This window comes from Micrococcus lylae, assembly GCF_900163825.1.
Classification (GTDB): Bacteria; Actinomycetota; Actinomycetes; order Actinomycetales; family Micrococcaceae; genus Micrococcus; species Micrococcus lylae.
Genome location: NZ_FUKP01000012.1, coordinates 16,834 through 36,910 on the forward strand (window position 1 = coordinate 16,834; position 20,077 = coordinate 36,910).

The 20,077-nt window shown below is 72.1% G+C and carries 13 protein-coding genes and 1 tRNA gene; 2 read left to right on the forward strand and 12 right to left on the reverse strand.

The window, feature by feature from the left end; translation table 11 throughout:
- Nucleotide 1 precedes the first annotated feature (1 nt).
- The 3 genes from rpsA to polA all read right to left on the reverse strand — a co-directional run bounded on the left by rpsA (nt 2) and on the right by polA (nt 5,784).
- Entirely contained in the window at nt 2–1,453 is a 1,452-nt protein-coding gene (rpsA, locus tag FM125_RS01625; RefSeq protein ID WP_070638248.1) for a 30S ribosomal protein S1, read from the reverse strand.
- Between the two features lie 124 nt (nt 1,454–1,577).
- On the reverse strand, nt 1,578–3,005 hold the full coding sequence (locus FM125_RS01630) for a GNAT family N-acetyltransferase (RefSeq protein WP_087133441.1): 1,428 nt from the start codon (nt 3,003–3,005) through the stop codon (nt 1,578–1,580).
- Nucleotides 2,989–5,784: a DNA polymerase I gene (gene polA / locus FM125_RS01635; protein WP_087133442.1), complete on the reverse strand. Its 2,796-nt coding sequence runs from the start codon at nt 5,782–5,784 to the stop codon at nt 2,989–2,991. Before polA ends, FM125_RS01630 begins: the two co-directional genes overlap by 17 nt.
- A gap of 40 nt (nt 5,785–5,824) precedes the next feature.
- On the opposite strand from polA, the gene FM125_RS01640 reads away from it, so the two are divergent.
- Nucleotides 5,825–6,355 carry a hotdog fold thioesterase gene (locus FM125_RS01640; RefSeq protein WP_087133470.1) on the forward strand — a complete coding sequence of 177 codons (531 nt, stop codon included), beginning with the start codon at nt 5,825–5,827 and terminating at the stop codon, nt 6,353–6,355.
- A gap of 96 nt (nt 6,356–6,451) precedes the next feature.
- Here FM125_RS01640 and FM125_RS01645 read toward each other — a convergent pair.
- Nucleotides 6,452–6,533 (reverse strand) — tRNA-Leu (locus tag FM125_RS01645).
- Between the two features lie 202 nt (nt 6,534–6,735).
- Between FM125_RS01645 and FM125_RS01650 the strand changes: the two genes are divergently transcribed.
- Nucleotides 6,736–7,404 (forward strand): ANTAR domain-containing response regulator, encoded by a 669-nt coding sequence (locus FM125_RS01650; RefSeq protein WP_087133443.1) that lies wholly within the window; start codon nt 6,736–6,738, stop codon nt 7,402–7,404.
- Between the two features lie 91 nt (nt 7,405–7,495).
- Here the strand turns inward: FM125_RS01650 and pyk are convergent, their stop codons facing one another.
- The 8 genes from pyk to FM125_RS01690 form a co-directional block, all read right to left on the reverse strand.
- Nucleotides 7,496–8,980: a pyruvate kinase gene (gene pyk / locus FM125_RS01655; RefSeq protein WP_067188911.1), complete on the reverse strand. Its 1,485-nt coding sequence runs from the start codon at nt 8,978–8,980 to the stop codon at nt 7,496–7,498.
- A gap of 182 nt (nt 8,981–9,162) precedes the next feature.
- Nucleotides 9,163–10,623 carry a glutamate synthase subunit beta gene (locus FM125_RS01660; protein ID WP_087133444.1) on the reverse strand — a complete coding sequence of 487 codons (1,461 nt, stop codon included), beginning with the start codon at nt 10,621–10,623 and terminating at the stop codon, nt 9,163–9,165.
- Nucleotides 10,616–15,226, reverse strand: a complete 4,611-nt coding sequence (gene gltB, locus FM125_RS01665) for a glutamate synthase large subunit (RefSeq protein ID WP_087133445.1) — start codon at nt 15,224–15,226, stop codon at nt 10,616–10,618. Before gltB ends, FM125_RS01660 begins: the two co-directional genes overlap by 8 nt.
- Before the next feature lie 250 nt (nt 15,227–15,476).
- The gene (gene lgt, locus FM125_RS01670; RefSeq protein ID WP_087133471.1) at nt 15,477–16,520 is read right to left on the reverse strand and encodes a prolipoprotein diacylglyceryl transferase; all 1,044 of its coding nucleotides are present in this window, start codon (nt 16,518–16,520) and stop codon (nt 15,477–15,479) included.
- A gap of 5 nt (nt 16,521–16,525) precedes the next feature.
- Complete coding sequence (gene trpA, locus FM125_RS01675) at nt 16,526–17,386, reverse strand: tryptophan synthase subunit alpha (RefSeq protein WP_227718797.1); 861 nt, start codon at nt 17,384–17,386, stop codon at nt 16,526–16,528.
- Complete coding sequence (gene trpB, locus FM125_RS01680) at nt 17,383–18,702, reverse strand: tryptophan synthase subunit beta (protein WP_087133473.1); 1,320 nt, start codon at nt 18,700–18,702, stop codon at nt 17,383–17,385. The genes trpA and trpB overlap by 4 nt, the downstream gene beginning before the upstream one ends.
- Nucleotides 18,703–18,850: 148 nt before the next feature.
- Entirely contained in the window at nt 18,851–19,657 is an 807-nt protein-coding gene (gene trpC, locus FM125_RS01685) for an indole-3-glycerol phosphate synthase TrpC (RefSeq protein ID WP_070638233.1), read from the reverse strand.
- 11 nt (nt 19,658–19,668) lie between these two features.
- On the reverse strand, nt 19,669–19,950 hold the full coding sequence (locus FM125_RS01690; RefSeq protein WP_070638231.1) for an HGxxPAAW family protein: 282 nt from the start codon (nt 19,948–19,950) through the stop codon (nt 19,669–19,671).
- Nucleotides 19,951–20,077: the final 127 nt, after the last annotated feature.

Sequence of the window (20,077 nt, forward strand, 5' to 3'; positions counted from 1 at the left end):
ATCAGTTGCCGGTGAGCTTCTCGCGCAGGGCGGCGAGGGCCTCGTCGGAGGCCAGGGTGCCGCCGTCGGAGGCCGGAGCCTCGGAGACGTAGGAGGAGGCGCCGGTGTCGTGCGAGGCGCCGGCGTTGGCGTCCTCCTCGAGGGCGCGGCGCACCTGCTCCTTGTGGGCCTCCCAGCGGGCCTGGGCGTCGGCGTACTGCTGCTCCCAGGCGGCACGCTCGGCCTCGTAGCCCTCCATCCACTCGTTGGTCTCGACGTCGAAGCCCTCGGGGTACTTGTAGTTGCCCTCGTCGTCGTACTCGGCGGCCATGCCGTACAGGGCCGGGTCGAACTCGGTGCCGTCCGGGTCCACGCCGTCGTTGGCCTGCTTGAGGGACAGGGAGATGCGGCGACGCTCGAGGTCGATGTCGATGACCTTCACGAACAGCTCGTCGTTGACCGACACGACCTGCTCGGCGGTGTCGATGTGGCGCGAGGCCAGCTCGGAGATGTGCACCAGGCCCTCGATGCCGTCCTCGACGCGCACGAACGCGCCGAACGGGACGAGCTTGGTGACCTTGCCCGGCACGACCTGGCCGAGGGCGTGGGTGCGGGCGAACAGCTGCCACGGGTCCTCCTGGGTCGCCTTCAGCGACAGGGAGACGCGCTCGCGGTCCATGTCCACCTCGAGGACCTCGACGGTGACCTCCTGGCCCACCTCGACGACCTCGGACGGGTGGTCGATGTGCTTCCAGGACAGCTCGGAGACGTGCACGAGCCCGTCCACGCCGCCCAGGTCGACGAAGGCGCCGAAGTTGACGATGGACGACACGGTGCCCTGGCGGACCTGGCCCTTCTCCAGCTTGTGGAGGAAGTTGGAGCGGACCTCGGACTGGGTCTGCTCGAGCCAGGCGCGGCGGGACAGCACCACGTTGTTGCGGTTCTTGTCCAGCTCGATGATCTTGGCCTCGAGCTTCTGGCCGATGTACGGGGCCAGGTCGCGGACGCGGCGCATCTCGACCAGGGAGGCCGGCAGGAAGCCGCGCAGGCCGATGTCCAGGATGAGGCCGCCCTTGACGACCTCGATGACGGTGCCCTCGACGACGCCGTCCTCGTCCTTGATCTTCTCGATGTCGCCCCAGGCGCGCTCGTACTGGGCACGCTTCTTGGACAGGATCAGGCGTCCCTCCTTGTCCTCCTTGGTGAGGACCAGGGCTTCGACGGAGTCACCGACGGCGACGACCTCGTCCGGGTCGACGTCGTGCTTGATGGACAGCTCGCGGGACGGGATGACGCCCTCGGTCTTGTACCCGATGTCGAGCAGGACCTCGTCGCGGTCGACCTTGACGACGGTGCCCTCGACGAGATCGCCATCGTTGAAGTACTTGATGGTCGCGTCGATGGCGGCGAGCAGCTCCTCGGAGGTGCCGATGTCGTTGATGGCGACCTGCGGGGCGTGGGAGGTGGTGGTCATGTAGGAGGGACTCCGATGGGTTGTGGATCATGCCGAGGCGGCTGGACACACAGCGGCGCCTGCGACCCGGCATGGGTTGAAAACGGACAAAACTGTGAGCGCACGAAAGTGCTCGTCCAGCTTATCAGAATCCCGTGAGCAGGTGAACGGGTGCCGCGGACGACAGCAGCGTGTCCAGCAGGACCGCCGCGCCGGGGGTCCGTTCCCGGACCGTGCCGGCGCGGACGCCGGTGACGGCACTGACCCCGCCCAGCCACAGGCCGGACAGCTCCGCGACGTCGAGGGCGAGATCGGCCTGTTCCTGCGCACCGTCGGCCAGGCGCTCCACCCGGCCGCGGCCCTCCGCCACCGTGAGCCGCCACGTGCCGTCGGCGAACCCGTGCCGGTCGGACACGGCCAGGGTGAGACCGCCGGCGACACCGGAGACGTAGGCCCGCCCCTCGAGGCAGGCCGGCACGTCGAGGATGCGCAGGTAGAGGTCGTCCCAGTGCTCGGTGACCGTCACCAGGCGCGCGTTCTCCAGCACGGCCTCCAGGGCCCCGTCGTCCGGAAGGCGGGCGAACTCGACGCGTTCGATCAGGTCGAGGTCCAGCAGGTAGCGGACAAGGCCGCGCCAGGCCTCCGGGTCGGCGGCCATGAACGCCTGCACCCGGACGGTGGCGGGCTCAGTCTCCCAGCCCTTGAACCGGTAGACCACGGCTCCGCGCGCCCGGCCCTCGGCGTCCCGGTACAGGCCGACGAAGGAGCCCTCGCCCTTGCCGTCGTTCTCCGAGGCCAGCGCGTCCTTCCACATCACGCGATGCGTCTGGGGCCGGCGCGGGCTGCCGGGCGTGAGCAGCTGCAGCTCGCGCTGCAGCGCGTCGACCTGATCGATCACCTCGCGCGGGTCCTCACGGGTGACGGTGCCGGTCGCGGCCGGGCCGCGCATCTGCACCTGCCCGGTGGTGCGGACCTGCGCCCGGCGGGCGTGGCAGCAGACGCCGAAGCCGAAGCGGCCGTAGATGGCGGACTCGGAGACCGTCAGCGCGGCCACGGGCATGCCGGCCGCGACGGCGTCGGTCAGGGAGCGCCCCATCATCGCCCTGAGGATCCCGCGGCGGCGGTGTCCTGGCGACACGGTGACGTTGCTGATCAGCCACGCCGGCAGCTCGATGCCCGGGGAGACGGTGAGCGTCGAGGCCCAGTCCACGAAGGTGCCGACCGGCTCGCGGGCGGCCGGGTCGTCTCCGTCCGCGTAGACGCCGAGGCTGCGCTTGGCGTCGTCCGCGTCCATGCCCAGCGACTGGTCCATGGCCCTGCCGTCCGGGACCTTCTCGTAGAAGCCCTTCTCCACGGCGCGGGTGAACAGGGCCTGGGCCGGGACGTCGGCGGCCTTCGGGTCGGACCCGTCGGCCGGACGCACGGGGCTGGGCAGGACCTCCAGCCGCAGCCCGTGGGCGGCGAGGGCCGCCTGGGGCGAGCCCGCGGCCGAGGCTCCGGACGCACCCGGGCGCGCGGCCGTCGTCGTGGTGTCCGCGGTGGCGCCGCCGACCGTGTCAGTGTGCTGCGGCATGCCAGCTCTCCCCCTGTCCGACGTGGACGTCCAGCGGCACGGACAGCTCGGCGGCCCGGCCCATGCGCTCCTTCAGCAGTGCGGTGGCGGCCTCCAGCTCGTCGGCGGGGACCTCCAGGATGAGCTCGTCGTGCACCTGCAGCAGCAGGCGGGATCGCAGCCGCTCCTCGGCCAGGCCGGCGGCGACGTCCAGCATGGCGCGCTTGATGATGTCGGCCGCCGAGCCCTGGATGGGAGCGTTGAGGGCTGCGCGCTCGGCCATGTCCCGCAGCTGGCGGTTGTCCGAGTTCAGGTCCGGCAGGTAGCGCCGGCGGCCCTCGATGGTGGCGGTGAAGCCGTCCCGGCGGGCCTGTGCCACGACGTGGCGGAGGTAGTCGCGGACGCCGCCGAAGCGGTCGAAGTAGCCCTTCATCAGCGTGCGGGCCTCGTCCACGCCGATGTTCAGCTGCTTGGACAGGCCGAACGAGGACAGGCCGTAGGCCAGGCCGTAGCTCATGGCCTTGACCTTGGAGCGCTGCTCGGCGGTCACCTCGGACGGCTCGCAGCCGAACACCTGGGCGCCCACGAAGTCGTGGAGGTCCTCGCCGGTGCGGAACGCCTCGATCAGGCCGGCGTCCTCGGACAGGTGCGCCATGATCCGCATCTCGATCTGCGAGTAGTCCGCCGAGAGCAGCACGTTGCCCTCGCCGGCCACGAAGGTCTCGCGGATGCGGCGGCCCTCCGTGGTGCGGACCGGGATGTTCTGCAGGTTCGGGTGCAGAGAGGACAGCCGGCCGGTGGTGGCCACGGTCTGCGAGTAGGTGGTGTGGATGCGGCCGTCCTCCGCCACGGTCTCCAGCAGGCCGTCCACGGTCTGGCGCAGCTTGGTGGCGTCGCGGTGGGCCATGAGGTTCTCCAGGAACGGGTGGCCGGTCTGCTCCAGCAGCGAGTTCAGGGAGTCCACGTCCGTGGAGTAGCCCGTCTTCGTCTTGCGGGTCTTCGGCATGTCCAGGTGCTCGAACAGCACGGTCTGGAGCTGCTTGGGCGAGCCGAGGTTGACCTGCATTCCGCCGGTCTCCTCCGCCACGGACGCCCAGGCGGACTCCTTGGCGGCGTCGGCGGCCGCGGTGAAGTCGGCGCGCAGCGCCTCGAGGTGCTCGCGGTCCACGGCGATGCCCTCGAGCTCCATGTCCGCCAGCAGTCGGGACAGCGGGATCTCGATCTCGCGCAGCAGCGCCTGGGCGCCGCGGTCCACCAGGCGCGGGGTGTAGTCCTCGGACAGGCGGCGGACGATCCAGGCGGCGCGCACGGCGTTGCGGGCGCGGGCCGCGGCCTCGGCGGCGCCGGCGGCGCCGTCCAGGTCGAGCTCGCCCTGGGCCGGGCCCTCGTCGTCGTCGGCCGGCGCCTCGAGCGGGGTGTGCAGGTCCTCGCCTGCCAGGGAGTCCAGGCCGATGTCCCGGCGGTCCGGCTGGATCAGGTAGGCGCCGAGGAAGACGTCGTCCTCCACGCCGAGCACGTCGCAGGGCTGCCCGCCCACGCCGGCGGTGCGCAGGGCCTTGAGGGCGCGCTTGAGGTCGTGGACGGCCTTGGTGACGGCGGCGTCTTCGAGCAGCTCGCGGACGGCGGCGGCGAGATCCTCGCCGACGGCCGTGAGGTCCACCGCGACGGCGTCGTCGTCGACGGCCAGGCCGAGGGTCACGGGCACGCCGTACTCCCCCGGCTCCGGGACCTTGCGCCTGGGCAGCAACGCGGGACCGTCCACCTGAACGTGGACGCCGAGCAGGGAGCCGGCGTGGCGGGAGACGAACTCCTCGAGCCCGGCCCGGTCCGTGACCACCACGGCCGCGGGGGCCTCCTCGACGTGATCGGCGGGTGCGTCAGCCCCGAGGCGCTCGGAGAACACCTCGAAGACGCGCTCGCGGATGCGGTTGAACTGCAGGGCGTCGAAGAGCTCGGCCACCGATGCGCGGTCCGGCATGGACAGCTGCATGGCCTCGTCGGTCACCGGCAGGTCCAGGTCCCGCACGAGCGCGTTGAGGCGGCGGTTGCGGCGCACGTCGTCCAGGTGCTCCCGCAGGGCCTGGCCCTTCTTGCCGGTGATCTCGTCCGCGTGGGCGATCACGCCGTCCAGGTCCCCGTACTTCTCGAGCCACTTGGCGGCGAAGCCGGCACCCACGCCGGGGACGCCGGGCAGGTTGTCCGCCTTCTCGCCCACCAGCGCCGCGAGGTCCGGGTAGAGCTCCGGCCGCACGCCGTACTTGGCCTCCACGTCCGCGGCCTTCATCGGAGGGATGTCGGAGACGCCCTTCTTCGGGTAGAGCACGGTGGTGGTGTCGGAGATGAGCTGGAACGCGTCCCGGTCGCCGGAGACCACGCAGGTCTGCCAGCCGGCGGCGTCGGCGCGGGCGGCCAGGGTCGCCACGATGTCGTCGGCCTCGTAGCCCTCCATGGTGACGGTGGGGATGCCGAGGGCCTCCATGACCTTGCCGATCAGGTCGATCTGGCCGTGGAACTCCTCCGGAGTCTCCGAGCGGCCGGCCTTGTACTCCGTGTACTCCTCGGAGCGGAACGTCGGGCCGGACAGGTCGAAGGCGACCGCCACGTGGGTGGGCCGCTGCTGGCGGATCATGGTCAGCAGCATCGAGGTGAAGCCGTAGACCGCATTGGTGTGCTGGCCGGTGTCCGTGGCGAAGTTCTCGGCGGGCAGGGCGTAGAAGGCACGGAAGGCCATGGAGTGGCCGTCCAGCACCAGCAGGCGGTGCGGTCCTGCGGCGGGCGCGGCGGTCTCGTCGCTGGGCATGATGCTCCTCTCGAGGGCTGACTGTGCAAGCCTAGTGGCCATGACCGACAACACGCGCGCCACGGCCGACGCCGCCCATCCGCTGTCCGGCTTCTGCTTCCACCCCGGCGTCACCCCCGAGTTCTCCCCCGAGCAGGTCGAGCGCCTCGCCGAGGCCGCCGGCATCCCCGAAGGCATGAGGAAGGCCCTCGGCAGTGCGGGCATCAGCCCGCTGGCCGTGAAGATGGGCATCGTGTTCGATGAGGTCTCGGCCGAGCGGATCGTCGCCACCATGCCCGTGGCCGGCAACGAGCAGCCGGTCGGCCTGCTGCACGGCGGCGCCCACCTGGTCCTCGGCGAGACCCTCGGGTCCGTGGCCGCGAAGGTCCACGCCGGCCCGGACCTGAACGTGGTCGGCATCGAGATCGGTGCCACGCACCACCGTGCCGTGACCTCCGGCACCGTCCGCGCCGTCTGCACCGCGATCTCCCTGGGCCGCACGCTGACCAGCCACGAGATCGTGGTCTCGGACGAGCAGGGGCGGCGCCTGTCCACCGTCCGCATGACCAACATGGTCCTGCAGCCGCGCTGACGCCGGGCTGCGCCCGCCGGTCTCACGACGACGGCCGCCCACCCTGCCGGATGGGCGGCCGCGGCCATGGCTCCCCTTGAGGACGGGGACGGTCCGTGCCCGAAGTGGGACTCGAACCCACACATCTCTCGATACCGCATTTTGAGTGCGGCGTGTCTACCGATTCCACCATTCGGGCGCGGCCACGCGGCGGCGTGGAGGACTCCACAGTACCAGCGCGTGCGCGGCCGCCGGACCGTCGCGAACAGGCGCGGTGGCAGCGCGACTAGAGTGGGACGAAAGACCCCAGCGCACCGTCACGCGTCGGCGTGCCCGCCGCCCGTGTGCGCCGACGCCGTAGGGCGCACCAGGACCGTGCGCCGAGAAGGAGCCGTCACCCGATGACCGCCGCGAACACCGCGAACACCCCGGAATCCGCAGACCGCCCCCAGGACTCCCCCGCCGCCGAGGCCTCCGCCGCGCCGGGTGACGCCGGCCGGCCCGGGGTCCGCGCCGTCGTCGCCGAGGACGAGGCCCTCATCCGCTTGGACATCGTCGAGTCGCTCACCGCCGCCGGCTACGAGGTCGTCGCCGAGGCCGGGGACGGCCGCGCCGCCGTCGACGCCGTCCGCGAGCACCGTCCGGACGTGGTGGTCATGGACGTGAAGATGCCCGTCATGGACGGCCTGTCCGCCGCCGAGGAGATCGCCTCCGAGCGCCTGGCCCCCGTGGTGATGCTGACCGCGTTCTCCCAGCGCGAGCTCGTGGAGCGCGCCCGCACCGCCGGCGCCATGGCCTACGTGGTCAAGCCGTTCACCGAGGCGGACCTGGTGCCTGCCATCGAGCTGGCCGTCGCCCGCTTCGACGAGCTGCGCAGCCTCGAGGAGGAGGTCAAGGACCTGACCGAGCGGTTCGAGACCCGCAAGCTCGTCGAGCGCGCCAAGGCCCTGCTGCAGTCGCACATGGACCTCAGCGAGCCCGAGGCCTTCCGGTGGATCCAGAAGACCTCCATGGACCGCCGGCTGACCATGCGTGAGGTCGCCCAGACCGTGGTGGACCAGCTGGGCTGAGACCTCCGCGCCTACGCGCGAGGAACGCCGTCGCCTGCACGCCAGGGCCCCGACCGGATCGATCCGGTCGGGGCCCGGTGCTGTCAGCCGGTCAGCCCTGAGGGTCCAGCTCCCACTTGCCCACGGGTTCGCGGTCCGAGTCGTCGAGGGTGCCGCCGGCGTCGTGCGGGTCGCCCACCTTGTGCACCTTGAGGGTGTTGGTGGTGCCGGCCTGGCCCGGGGGCGAGCCGGCCGCGATGATGACGAACTGCCCCTCCTTCGCGATGCCCTCGGAGAGCAGGGAGCGGTCCACCTGGCCCGTCATCTCGTCCGTCGTCTCCGCGAACGGCACCATCTTGGGGAACACGCCCCAGGCGAGGCAGAGGATGTTGTGGGTGTGCTCCACGTGCGTGTACGCGTACACCGGCTGCTTCGGACGCAGGCGGGAGATGCGGCGGGCCGAGTCACCGGTGCGGGTGAAGGTCGCCAGGAACGGGATGTCCAGCTGGTGGGCGATGTCCACCGCGGCGCGGGTGATGGCACCGCCGCGGGTGCGCGGCTGGGCGGTCAGCGGGTCGATGCGGTCCAGGCCGTTCGTCTCGGTCGACTCGATGATGCGGGCCATGGTCTGGACCGTCTCCACCGGGTAGGCGCCCACGGAGGTCTCGCCGGAGAGCATGACGGCGTCCGCCCCGTCCAGGACCGCGTTGGCGCAGTCGGAGGCCTCGGCGCGGGTCGGGCGCGGATTCTCGATCATGGACTCGAGGACCTGGGTGGCCACGATGGTCGGCTTGGCCCAGCGGCGGGCCAGCTCGATGGCCCGCTTCTGCACCACGGGCACGTCCTCGAGCGGAAGCTCCACACCGAGGTCTCCGCGGGCGATCATGACGGCATCGAAGGCGTCCACGATCGATTCCAGGTTCTCCACCGCCTGCGGCTTCTCGATCTTCGCGATCACCGGGATGCGGCGGTTCTCCTCGTCCATGATCTCGTGCACGCGCTCGATGTCTGCGGCGTCGCGCACGAAGGACAGGGCGATCATGTCCACCCCCGTGCGCAGCGCCCAACGCAGGTCGGTCTCGTCCTTCTCGGAGAGGGCCGGCACGTTGACGGCCACCCCCGGCAGATTGATGCCCTTGTTGTTGCTGACGGGGCCGGCCACCTCCACCTCGGTGACCACGTCGGTGTCGGTGACCTCGACGGCGCGCAGGCGCACCCTGCCGTCGTCCACGAGCAGCACGTCCCCCGGGTCCACATCGCCGGGCAGGCCCTTGTGGGTGGTGCCGCAGATCTCGGCGGTGCCCTCCACGTCCCGGGTGGTGATGGTGAAGCGGTCCCCCTGCTCGAGCTGGTGCGGCCCGTCGGCGAAGCGGCCGAGGCGGATCTTCGGCCCCTGGAGGTCCGCGAAGATCGCCACCGGGTGCTTCACCTCGACGGAGAGGCGGCGGACCCGCTCGTAGGTCGTCTCGTGCATGGCATGGTCGCCGTGGCTCATGTTCAGTCGGGCGACGTCGATGCCGGACTCGATGAGTCGTCGGGTCACGTCGTCGGAGTCGGTCGCGGGGCCGAAGGTGGCGATGATCTTCGCGTGTCGCATGGGCACCAGCCTATGAGTCGAGGGACGCAGGGGACACCGTCCGCGCGCGGGCGATTTCCGCCGCGGGCGAAGACGGCGACGACGGCCCCGCGCCGGGGGTGCGCGGCCGTCGTCGGGACGGGGCCGGCCTGCGGGCGGACCGGGACGGAAGGGCCCAGGTCAGCCCGACGGCCGGGCTCGGCTCAGCCGAGGACGAGGCCGCGGTCGCGCGGCTTCACGGGGGCCGGCAGGTCCGAGGGCTCGCCGGTGAGGAACTCGTCCACGGCTGTGGCGGTGGCACGGCCCTCGGCGATGGCCCAGACCACCAGCGAGGCACCGCGGCCGGCGTCGCCGCAGACGAAGACGCCCGGCTCCGCGGTCTGGAAGGCGTCGTCGCGGCCGAGCACGCCGCGCATGACCTGCACCCCGGTCTGCTCCGTGATGGCCTCCTGCTCCACGCCGGTGAAGCCGAGGGCGAGCAGGACCAGGTCCGCCGGGATCTCGTGCTCGGTGCCGACCTTCGGGGAGCGGGAGCCGTCCGACAGGTACTCGGTCTCGGCGACCTTCAGTGCGCGCACGCGGCCCCGCTCGTCCCCGAGGAACCCGACGGTGCTGGCCAGGTAGGTCCGCTCGCCGCCCTCGGCGTGGGCCGAGGCGACCTCGAACAGGGTCGGGACGGTCGGCCACGGCTGGTGGGACGGGCGCTGCGACGGCGGCTGCCTGCCGATCGCCAGGGTGGTGACCGAGGCGGCGCCCTGGCGGTGGGCGGTGCCGATGCAGTCGGCGCCGGTGTCGCCGCCGCCGAGGATGACGACGTTCCGGCCCTCGGCGCTGATCTGCTCCTGCTCGCCGCCGGCCACCCGCCGGTTGACGGGGACCAGGTAGTCCATGGCCAGGTGGATGCCCTCGAGGCCCCGGCCCGGGATGGGCAGGTCGCGGCCGACCGGGGCGCCGGTGGCCACCACGACGGCGTCGAAGGAGTCCTTCAGCTCGTCCCAGGCGATGTCCGTGCCGATCTCCACACCGGTGCGGAAGCGGGTGCCCTCGGCCTCCATCTGGGCGATGCGGCGGTCGATGACGTCCTTCTCCAGCTTGAAGTCCGGGATGCCGTAGCGCAGCAGGCCGCCGAGGCGGTCGTCGCGCTCGTACACGGCGACCGTGTAGCCGGCGCGGGTGAGCTGCTGGGCGGCGGCCAGGCCGGCCGGGCCCGAGCCGACGACGGCCACCGTGTGCCCGTTCTGGCGGTGCGGCCGGTGCGGGGGCAGCCAGTCGTTCTCGAAGATCTGCTCGGCGATGGAGAGCTCGACCTGCTTGATGGTCACGGCCGGCTGATTGATGCCGAGCACGCACGAGGACTCGCAGGGCGCCGGGCAGATGCGCCCGGTGATCTCCGGGAAGTTGTTCGTCGCATGCAGGCGCGCGGCCGCCTCCTCCCAGCGGCCGCGGCGCACCAGGTCGTTCCAGTCCGGGATGAGGTTGCCCAGGGGGCAGCCGGCGTGGCAGAACGGGACGCCGCAGTCCATGCAGCGTGTGGCCTGCGTGCGCACGATCGCCTCGTCCTGGCGGACGTAGACGTCCTTGTAGTCCATGATGCGCACCGGCACCGGCCGGGTCGGGCGCTCCTGGCGCTCGCGATGGTTCAGGAATCCGCGCGGGTCAGCCACGGGTCACCTCCAGGATCCGAGCCCAGGCGGCGTCGCCGTCCGGGTCCATGCCGTTGTCTTCGCACTCGGCGCGCAGGGCCTGCACGGCCGCGTACTGCCGGGGCAGCACCGTGGTGAAGCGCTGCCACAGCGCCTCGACCGCGTCGGCGTCGCCGCCGTCGATCGTCTCGAGCATCCCGGCCGCCACGGCGGAGTCGGTGAGCTCGTGGTGCCGGCGCAGCAGCTGCGTGATCTGCTCCCGGTCCGCCTCCTCGGGGACGCCGAGCAGTAGCGCGGACTCCTTGACGGCCAGCGGGTTGATCCGCGTCTCGTCCAGGTCCAGGATCCAGGCCACGCCGCCGGACATGCCCGCGGCCACGTTGCGGCCGGTCGGGCCGAGCACGAGGGCTCGGCCGCCGGTCATGTACTCCAGCCCGTGGTCGCCGATGCCCTCGGCCACCGCCGTGGCGCCGGAGTTGCGGACCAGGAAGCGCTCGCCCACGCGGCCGCGCAGGAACATCTCGCCGCTGGTGGCGCCGTAGCCGACCACATTGCCGGCGATGATGTTGTCCTCCGCCACCAGCGGGGCGCGGCGGTCCGGGCGGAGCACGATGCGCCCGCCGGACAGGCCCTTGCCCACGTAGTCATTGGCGTCGCCCTCCAGGCACAGGGTGACGCCGGACGGGATGAAGGCGCCGAAGGACTGGCCGGCCTCGCCGGTCAGGGACACCGTGATGGTGTCCTCGGCCAGCTCGTCCTGCAGCCGGGCACTCGTCACGTGGTAGCCGAGCAGGGTGCCGACGGAGCGGTCCGTGTTCGTCACCGTGTCCTCCACGGACACCGCCTCGCCGGAGGAGATCGCCGGGGCGACGGCCTCCAGCCAGCGGTTGTCCAGCTGCTCGGCGAGTCCGTGGACCTGGCCGCCGGTGCGGCGGTGGGCCACGGACTCGTCGAAGGAGTCGGCGGCGCCGGAGCCCAGCACCCCGGACAGGTCGAGGCCGCGGTTCTTGAAGTGGCGCAGTGCGTCGTCCACCTCGAGCAGCTCGCGGTGGCCGATGGCCTCGTCCAGGGTGCGGAAGCCCAGCTCGGCGAGCAGCTCGCGCACCTCCTGGGCGATGTACTCGAAGAAGTTGACCACGAACTCGGGCCTGCCGGTGAAGCGCCTGCGCAGTTCCGGGTTCTGGGTGGCCACGCCCACCGGACAGGTGTCCAGGTGGCAGACGCGCATCATGATGCAGCCGGAGACCACCAGCGGAGCGGTGGCGAAGCCGAACTCCTCGGCGCCGAGCAGGGCGGCCACCACCACGTCGCGGCCGGTCTTGAGCTGGCCGTCCACCTGCACGGTGACGCGGTCGCGCAGCCCGTTGAGCATGAGGGTCTGCTGCGCCTCGGCCAGGCCGAGCTCCCAGGGGGTGCCGGCGTGCTTGAGGGAGTTCAGCGGGGAGGCGCCGGTGCCGCCGTCGTGGCCGGAGATGAGCACGACGTCGGCCTTCGCCTTGGTCACGCCCGCGGCCACGGTGCCCACGCCGGACTCGGAGACGAGCTTCACGTGGACGCGCGCCTTCGGGTTGGAGCGCTTCAGGTCGTGGATCAGCTGCGCCAGGTCCTCGATGGAGTAGATGTCGTGGTGCGGCGGCGGGGAGACCAGGGAGACGCCCGGGGTGGAGTGACGGGTGGTCGCCACCCACGGATAGACCTTGGAGCCCATGAGCTGGCCGCCCTCGCCGGGCTTGGCGCCCTGGGCCATCTTGATCTGCAGGTCCGAGGCGGTGGCCAGGTAGAGGCTGGTGACGCCGAAGCGGCCGGAGGCGATCTGCTTGATGGCCGAGCGGCGCTCGGGGTCCAGCAGGCGCTCCGGGTCCTCGCCGCCCTCGCCCGAGTTGGAGCGGGCGCCGAGGCGGTTCATGGCGATCGCCAGGGTCTCGTGGGCCTCCTTCGAGATGGAGCCGTAGGACATGGCGCCGGTGGAGAAGCGCGTGACGATCGACTCGACCGGCTCGACCTCGGCGACCGGCACGGGCGGGCGCTGTCCGGTCTTCAGCCGCATCAGGCCGCGCAGGGTCATGAGCTCTGCGGATTGGTCGTCCACCCGGCGGGTGTAGTCCTTGAACACGTCGTAGCGGCGCTCGCGCGTGGAGTGCTGCAGCCGGAAGACGGTCTCCGGGTCGAACAGGTGCGGCGGGCCCTCGCGGCGCCACTGGTACTCGCCGCCGCCGTCCAGCGGGGCGTCCGGCCGCGGGTCGTTGCCGTCGGCCGGGAACGCGTCCGCGTGGCGGGCCTCGACTTCCGAGGCGATGTACGCCAGGCCCACGCCGTCCATCGGTGAGCTGGTCCCGGTGAAGTAGCGGTCCACGAAGCGGCGGGACAGGCCGACGGCCTCGAAGGTCTGGGCGCCGCAGTAGGAGGCCACGGTGGAGATGCCCATCTTGGACATGATCTTCTGCACGCCCTTGCCGAGGCCCGTGATGAGGTTGGCCACGGCCTGCTGAGCGGTGACGCCCGGCAGGGACCCGTCCCGCACGAGCTCCTCGGCGGACTCCATCGCCAGATAGGGGTTGACGGCGGAGGCGCCGTAGCCGATGAGCACGGCCACGTGGTGGACCTCGCGGACGTCGCCGGCCTCGACCAGCAGCGAGGTGCGGGTGCGGGAGGCGGAGGCGAGCAGGTGGTGGTGCACGGCGGAGGTCAGCAGCAGGGACGGGATGGGCGCCCACTGTGCGTTGGCGTCCCGGTCGGAGAGGATCACGTACGCGATGCCGCGCTGGACGGCTGCGGAGACCTGCTCGCAGATCTGCTTGATGCGGGTGCGCATCTCCTCGGCGCCGCCGGCCACGCGGTACAGGCCCTTGACCTTCAGGGCGCGGCGGGTGCCGTCGGAGGAGCGCACATGGGCGATGCGGGCCAGCTGATCGTTGTCGATCACGGGGAACGGCAGGTCGATCGCGGTGGTGCGGGACTGGCCCTGCGCCAGCAGGTTCGCCTGCGGGCCGATGCAGGTGCGCATGGAGGTGACCTGTTCCTCCCGGATCGCGTCCAACGGCGGGTTGGTCACCTGCGCGAAGGACTGCGTGAAGTAGTCGAAGAGCAGGCGGGGGCGCTCGGCGATCGCGGCGATCGGGGTGTCGGTGCCCATGGCGCCCAGCGGCTCGGCGCCGGTGGTGGCCATCGGCTTGATGAGCAGGCGCAGGTCCTCGAGCGTGTAGCCGAAGATGCGCTGGCGCAGGCGGACGGAGTCGGCGCCGTGGCTGACGCGCTCGCGGGCCGGCAGGGAGTCCAGGTCCAGGAGCGACTCCTGCACCCACTGTGCCCACGGCTGTGACGCGGCGATCTCGGCCTTGAGCTCGGTGTCCGGGACGATGCGGCCCTGGGCGGTGTCCAGCAGGAACATGCGGCCGGGCTTCACGCGGCCCTTGCGGACCACGGTGGCCGGGTCGATCGGCAGCACGCCGACCTCGGAGGCGAGCACCACGAGGCCGTCCTCGGTCTGCCAGTAGCGGGCGGGTCGCAGGCCGTTGCGGTCCAGGACGGAGCCGACCTGGACACCGTCGGTGAAGGCGATGGCCGCCGGACCGTCCCACGGCTCCATGAGCATCGAGTGGTACTGGTAGAACGCCTTGCGGGCCGGGTCCATGGTGGGATGGTTCTCCCACGCCTCCGGCACCATCATCATGATCGCGTGGGAGAGGGGGCGCCCGGCGAGCATGAGCAGCTCGGCGACCTCGTCGAAGGACGCGGAGTCGGAGCCGTGTCCGGTGACCAGCGGGAACATCTCCTCCGGCACCTCCCCGAGCAGCGGGTGGCGCAGCTCGCCCTGCCGGGCGCGCATCCAGTTGCGGTTGCCCTTCACGGTGTTGATCTCGCCGTTGTGCGCGATCGTGCGGAACGGCTGGGCCAGCGGCCAGGAGGGGAACGTGTTCGTGGAGAAGCGCGAGTGCACGATGCCGAGCGTGGTGGTGTACCGGTCATCGGACAGGTCCGGGTAGAACGGCTCGAGCTGCGCGGTGGAGAGCATGCCCTTGTAGACGATCGTCTTCGAGGACAGGGAGGGGAAGTACACGCCGGCGGTCTGCGCGCGACGGCGCAGGCGCCAGGCGCGGGCGTCGAGGGACTGCCCCGACTCGTCGAGCTCGCCGTCGTCCAGGCGGCAGACGAAGAGCTGTTCGAAGGCGGGCATGACGCTGCGGGCGCCGTCACCGATCACAGAGTCGTCCGTGGGGACAGTGCGCCAGCCCAGGACCTGGAGGCCCTCGCGTTCGGCGAGCAGGCCGATCTCCGCTTTCGCCGCCGCGCAGCGCTCCTCGTCCGTCGGCAGGAAGGCGGTGCCGGCGGCGTACTCACCCGCGGCCGGCAGCTCGATGCCGGAGACCTCCCGGAAGAAGGCGTCGGGGATCTGGGTGATCAGGCCTGCGCCGTCGCCGGTGCCCTCGTCGGCACCGACGGCGCCGCGGTGCTCCAGGGCGCGCAGGGCGGTGAGGGCGTGCTCGACGATGTCGTGGCCCGGGGTGCAGCGCAGGGTGGCCACGACGGCGAGTCCGCAGGCGTCCTTCTCGTTCGCGGGGTCGTACAGACCCTGCGCCGGGGGCAGAGCCGAGTACCGGAGAAACGGGTCGAGCACGTCGTGCATGACGCTTCCTTCCTGACGGCCACGGTGTGCGTGGCGGTGGAAGGGGACGACGCTGGCCCCTCAGAGGCGGTGGTGGTCCAGACGGCGAAGTCCGTCCGCGATGTGAGTGACGTTACTCCCCTCAGGCCGCGAGACCGCGCGGTGACGGCACCGGTCCCAGAATGTGGACCGGGTCGGCCCGCCCCGCCAGAGGACGGACCGACCCGGTCCAGGTGTGCGTCGCCGTCGGCGCTGCTGCGGCGTCCGGTCCTCAGCCGCGGTCGGCCGCGTGGGAGCCGCCCGTCGCGGATCCGTCGTCCGCATCCCCGTCGTTCCGCTCGTCGGTGCTCTTCCCGACGACGGCACGCGGCTCGTCCTGGTCTGCCGCCTCCGCCTCGGCGCGGCGGCCCGGCAGCCACACGTCGTCCGCCTCGGCCTGGGTGAGACGGCGGGCCCGGACCCGGCAGACGGCGAACATGACCAGGGCGATCGCGAGCAGCAGCAGTGACGTCCACACGTTGAGACGCTGGGTGGTGCCGAACAGGGTGATCATCTGGGCGTCGTCGATGCGCATCATCTCGATCCACACGCGGCCCAGGGTGTACCAGGCGACGTAGGCCCAGATCATCGCTCCACGGCGCAGGCGCAGGCGGCGGTCCAGCAGGAGCAACACCCCGACGCCGATCACGTTCCACAGGCTCTCGTACAGGAAGGTCGGGTGGAACAGGGTGTCCTCGGCGTAGCCGGAGGGGATGTGCTCGGGATCGACCTGCAGGCCCCAGGGCTGGTCGGTGGGTCCGCCGAAGAGCTCCTGGTTGAACCAGTTGCCCCACCGGCCGATCGCCTGGGCGAGCAGGATGCCCGGGGCGACGGCGTCGCCGAAGGCCGTGAGCCGATACCCGTAGCGGCGCGTCCCGATCCACGCGCCGACCGCGCCGAGGGCGATCGCGCCCCAGATGCCGAGACCGCCGTTCCAGACGTAGAGGATCTGGATCGGGTCGCCCGTGCCGTCATAGTTCGGCCCGAAGTACCGGTCCGGCGAGGAGAACACGTGGTAGAGGCGTCCGCCCACGAAGCCGAACGGGATCGCCCAGATGGCGACGTCCAGCACACGGCCGGCCGGGCCGCCGCGGCGGCGCCACCGGATCGAGCCCAGCCAGAGCGCGGCGATGACGCCGGCGATGATGCACAGTGCGTAGGCGTGGATCGTCAGCGGCCCGATCTCGAAGCCGGACCAGCCGGGGGACGGGATGGCGAGCAACGGCGAGGCGAGGGTGTCGGCCCGGGAGGCGGCCGTCGTCGGGACTCCGGTCATGGAGGTCACTCTCCTGCCTTCGGATCGGCGGCGGTGCCGGCGGCGTCCCGGACGCAGCCGGCGGCGAGCTCGGCGGCCAGACGGCCCACGGCCTCGGGGCCGCCCTCCCCGAGGGCCTTGACCAGGGCGGTGCCGACGATCGCACCGTCGGCGTACTCGCCGATCTGGGCGATGTGCTCCGGGCGGGAGATGCCCAGGCCCACACAGACGTTCTCCGCGCCGGCGGCCTTGGCGTGCGTGACCACCTCGGCGGCGGCGTCCGAGATGTCCTTGCGGGCGCCGGTGACGCCCATGACGGAGACGGCGTAGACGAAGCCGCGGGAGTCGGCCACCGTGCGCTCCACCCGGGACTGCGGGGAGGACGGGGCGGTGAGGAAGACGCGGTCCAGTCCGTGGCGGTCGGAGGCGGCCAGCCACTCGGCGGCCTCCTCCGGCACGAGGTCCGGGGTGATCAGCCCGGCGCCGCCGGCGGCGGCCAGGCGGCGGGCGAACTCGTCGGCGCCCATGCGGTCCACGAGGTTCCAGTAGGTCATGACCAGCACGGCCGCGTCGGTGCGCTCGGTGATCCGGCGGACGATGTCGAACACCTGGGACACCCGGAAGCCGGCAGCCAGGGACGCCTGCGTGGCGGCCTGGATGACCGGGCCGTCCATGACCGGGTCGGTGTAGGGCAGGCCGATCTCGACGACGTCGGCGCCGTTCTCGACCAGGGCCACGGCGGCCTCGACGCACTCGTCCACGGACGGGTAGCCGGCCGGAAGATAGCCGATGAAGGCGGTGCGGCCGGCGGCGCGCGCCCGCTCGATCGCGGCCGCGGTCTTGGATTCGCCGGCTGCCGCGGTGCCGGACATGGTCTCGGTGCTCATCGCTGGACCTCCTCGTCGGCGTCGGTGCGGGCGTCGTCCTGGTCTCCGGCGGGATCCTCGCCCGGCGCGAGCCCGGCCTCGGTGCGGATGGTCTCATCCGCGTCGCCGTCGTCCTCGCCGTCGGAGGCCGGGGCAGCGGAGGCCGTGCCGAGGCCGAACCAGGCGGCGGCGGTGGAGACGTCCTTGTCGCCGCGGCCGGAGAGGTTCACGACGATGATGCGCTCCTCGCCGGCCGGGGTGTGCTCTCCCACCTCGCCGGCGTCGATCCAGCGCTGGCCCAGGGACAGGGCGCCGGCCAGCGCATGGGCGGACTCGATCGCCGGCATGATGCCCTCGGTGCGGGTCAGGCGCAGCATGGCGTCCATGCAGGCGGTGTCCGTCACGGGCTCGTAGCAGGCCCGGCCGGTGTCGTTGAGCCAGGCGTGCTCGGGGCCGACCGCCGGGTAGTCCAGGCCGGCCGAGATCGAGTGCGAGTCGATCGTCTGGCCGTCTTCGTCCTGCATCAGGTAGGTGCGGGCGCCGTGGAGGACGCCGGTGCGGCCCAGGGTGATGGAGGCGGCGTGGCGGCCGGTCTCGACGCCGTCGCCGCCGGCCTCGAAGCCGTACAGCTCCACCTCGGGGTCGTCCAGGAAGCCGGCGAACAGGCCCATGGCGTTGGAGCCGCCGCCGACGCAGGCGGCCACCGCGTGCGGCAGTCGGCCGGTCTGCTCGAGCACCTGTGCGCGGGCCTCCTCGCCGATCACCGAGTGGAACCAGCGGACCATCGCGGGGAACGGATGCGGGCCGGTCACGGTGCCGAGAAGGTAGTGGGTGGTGTCCACCGAGGCCACCCAGTCTCGGAGCGCCTCGTTGATGGCGTCCTTGAGGGTGCGGGCACCGATGGTCACGGGGACCACCTCCGCGCCGAGCATCTGCATGCGGGCCACGTTGAGGGCCTGGCGACGCGTGTCCTGTTCGCCCATGTAGACGGTGCACTCCATGCCGAACAGGGCCGCCGCGGTGGCGGTGGCCACGCCGTGCTGGCCGGCGCCGGTCTCCGCGATGAGACGGGTCTTGCCCATGCGACGGGCCAGCAGCGCCTGGCCGATGACGTTGTTGATCTTGTGCGAGCCGGTGTGGTTGAGGTCTTCGCGCTTGAGGAAGATCCGCACGCCCGGCAGGTCCGCGCCGAAGCGCGGCACCTCGGTGAGCAGGGACGGGCGGCCGATGTAGTCCCGGTAGAGGTCCTTCAGCTCGGCCCGGAACTCCGGGTCCCTGCGGGCGGCCTCGTAGGTCTCGGTGACCTGGGCGAGGGCGGCCATGAGCGACTCGGGCATCCACGTGCCGCCGTACCGGCCGAAGTAGGGGCCCGGCTGGTCGCCGAGGCTCTCGGGGCTCTCGGGGCGCTCGGGACTCTCGGGGCGCTCGGGGGTGCCGGCGGGGTCGGTGGACAAGGCGGGTCCTCCTGCGTGGGTGGTGTCTGGGTCAGCGGGCGCGCACCGAGGCGGCGCGGAACTGCTGCAGGGCCTGCTCGGGGGCGCCGTGCCTGACGAGGGCCTCGCCGACGAGGATCGCGTCGGCGCCTGCGGCGGCGTACTGCTCCACCTGGGCAGCGGACTCGACGCCGGACTCGGCGACGCGCACGACGTGCTCGGGCAGGTCTGCGGCGAGTCGGGCATAGCGGTCCGGGTCGACGTCGAGGGTCTTCAGGTTGCGCACGTTGACGCCGAGGATGCGGGCGTCCACGTCCACGGCACGGGCGATCTCCTCGTGGGTGTGGGCCTCGACGAGGGCGTTCATGCCGAGCTCGTGGGTGAGCTGGAGGAAGTCGCGCAGCTGTGCGTCGTCCAGGGCGGCCACGATGAGCAGCACGAGGTCGGCGCCATGGGCGCGGGCCTCGTGGATCTGGTACTCCGCGACGGTGAAGTCCTTGCGGAGCATGGGCAGGTCGATCGCGGCGCGAACGGCGTCGAAGTCGGCGAGGCTGCCGTTGAAGCGCCGCCGCTCGGTGAGCACGGACACCGCTGACGCGCCGCCGCGCTCGTAGGCGCGGCCCAGCTCGGCGGGCTCGGCGATGTCGGCCAGCGCGCCCTTGGAGGGGCTGGACCGCTTCACCTCGGAGATGACCCGGATGCCCTCCGGGTCGGCGCGGCCGCCGACGAGGGCGGCCACGGCGTCGCGCGCCGGGGCCACCTGCGCCGCGCGGCGGATCATCTCCGGCAGCGGCACGGCTGCTTCACGCGCGGCGAGGTCCTCGCGGACTCCTGCGATGATGTCGTCGAGTACGGTCACGACGGCCGAGCTCAGTGGCGCGAGCCGGAGCCGGCGCTGCCGGACACCACGCCCACCACGACGCCGACCAGGGCGACGGCGATCCCGATCCAGACGATCATCATCTGGTCGATGAACAGGCCGATGGCCCCGGCGGCGAAGCCGACCACCACGAGGGCGCACATGGCCCAGGCGCCCGGGGAGTTGCCGTGGCCCGGCACCTCGGCGTGGGTCGGGTCGTTCAGCACGCGGCCGTCCTCGGTGACGGTCACCTGGGTGGTGGCGGTCTGGGCGGACTGGGCGGGGTGGCTCATCGGGCACTCTCCCTGTGGATCGATGTCGGCGACGGATGACTGTCTCTCATTGTGCCACGCCGGGCACGGCGGGGCGCGAATGCGCGTCGGCCGGTGTCAGGGCGCACGGCCTCCCGCGCAGGCGGAC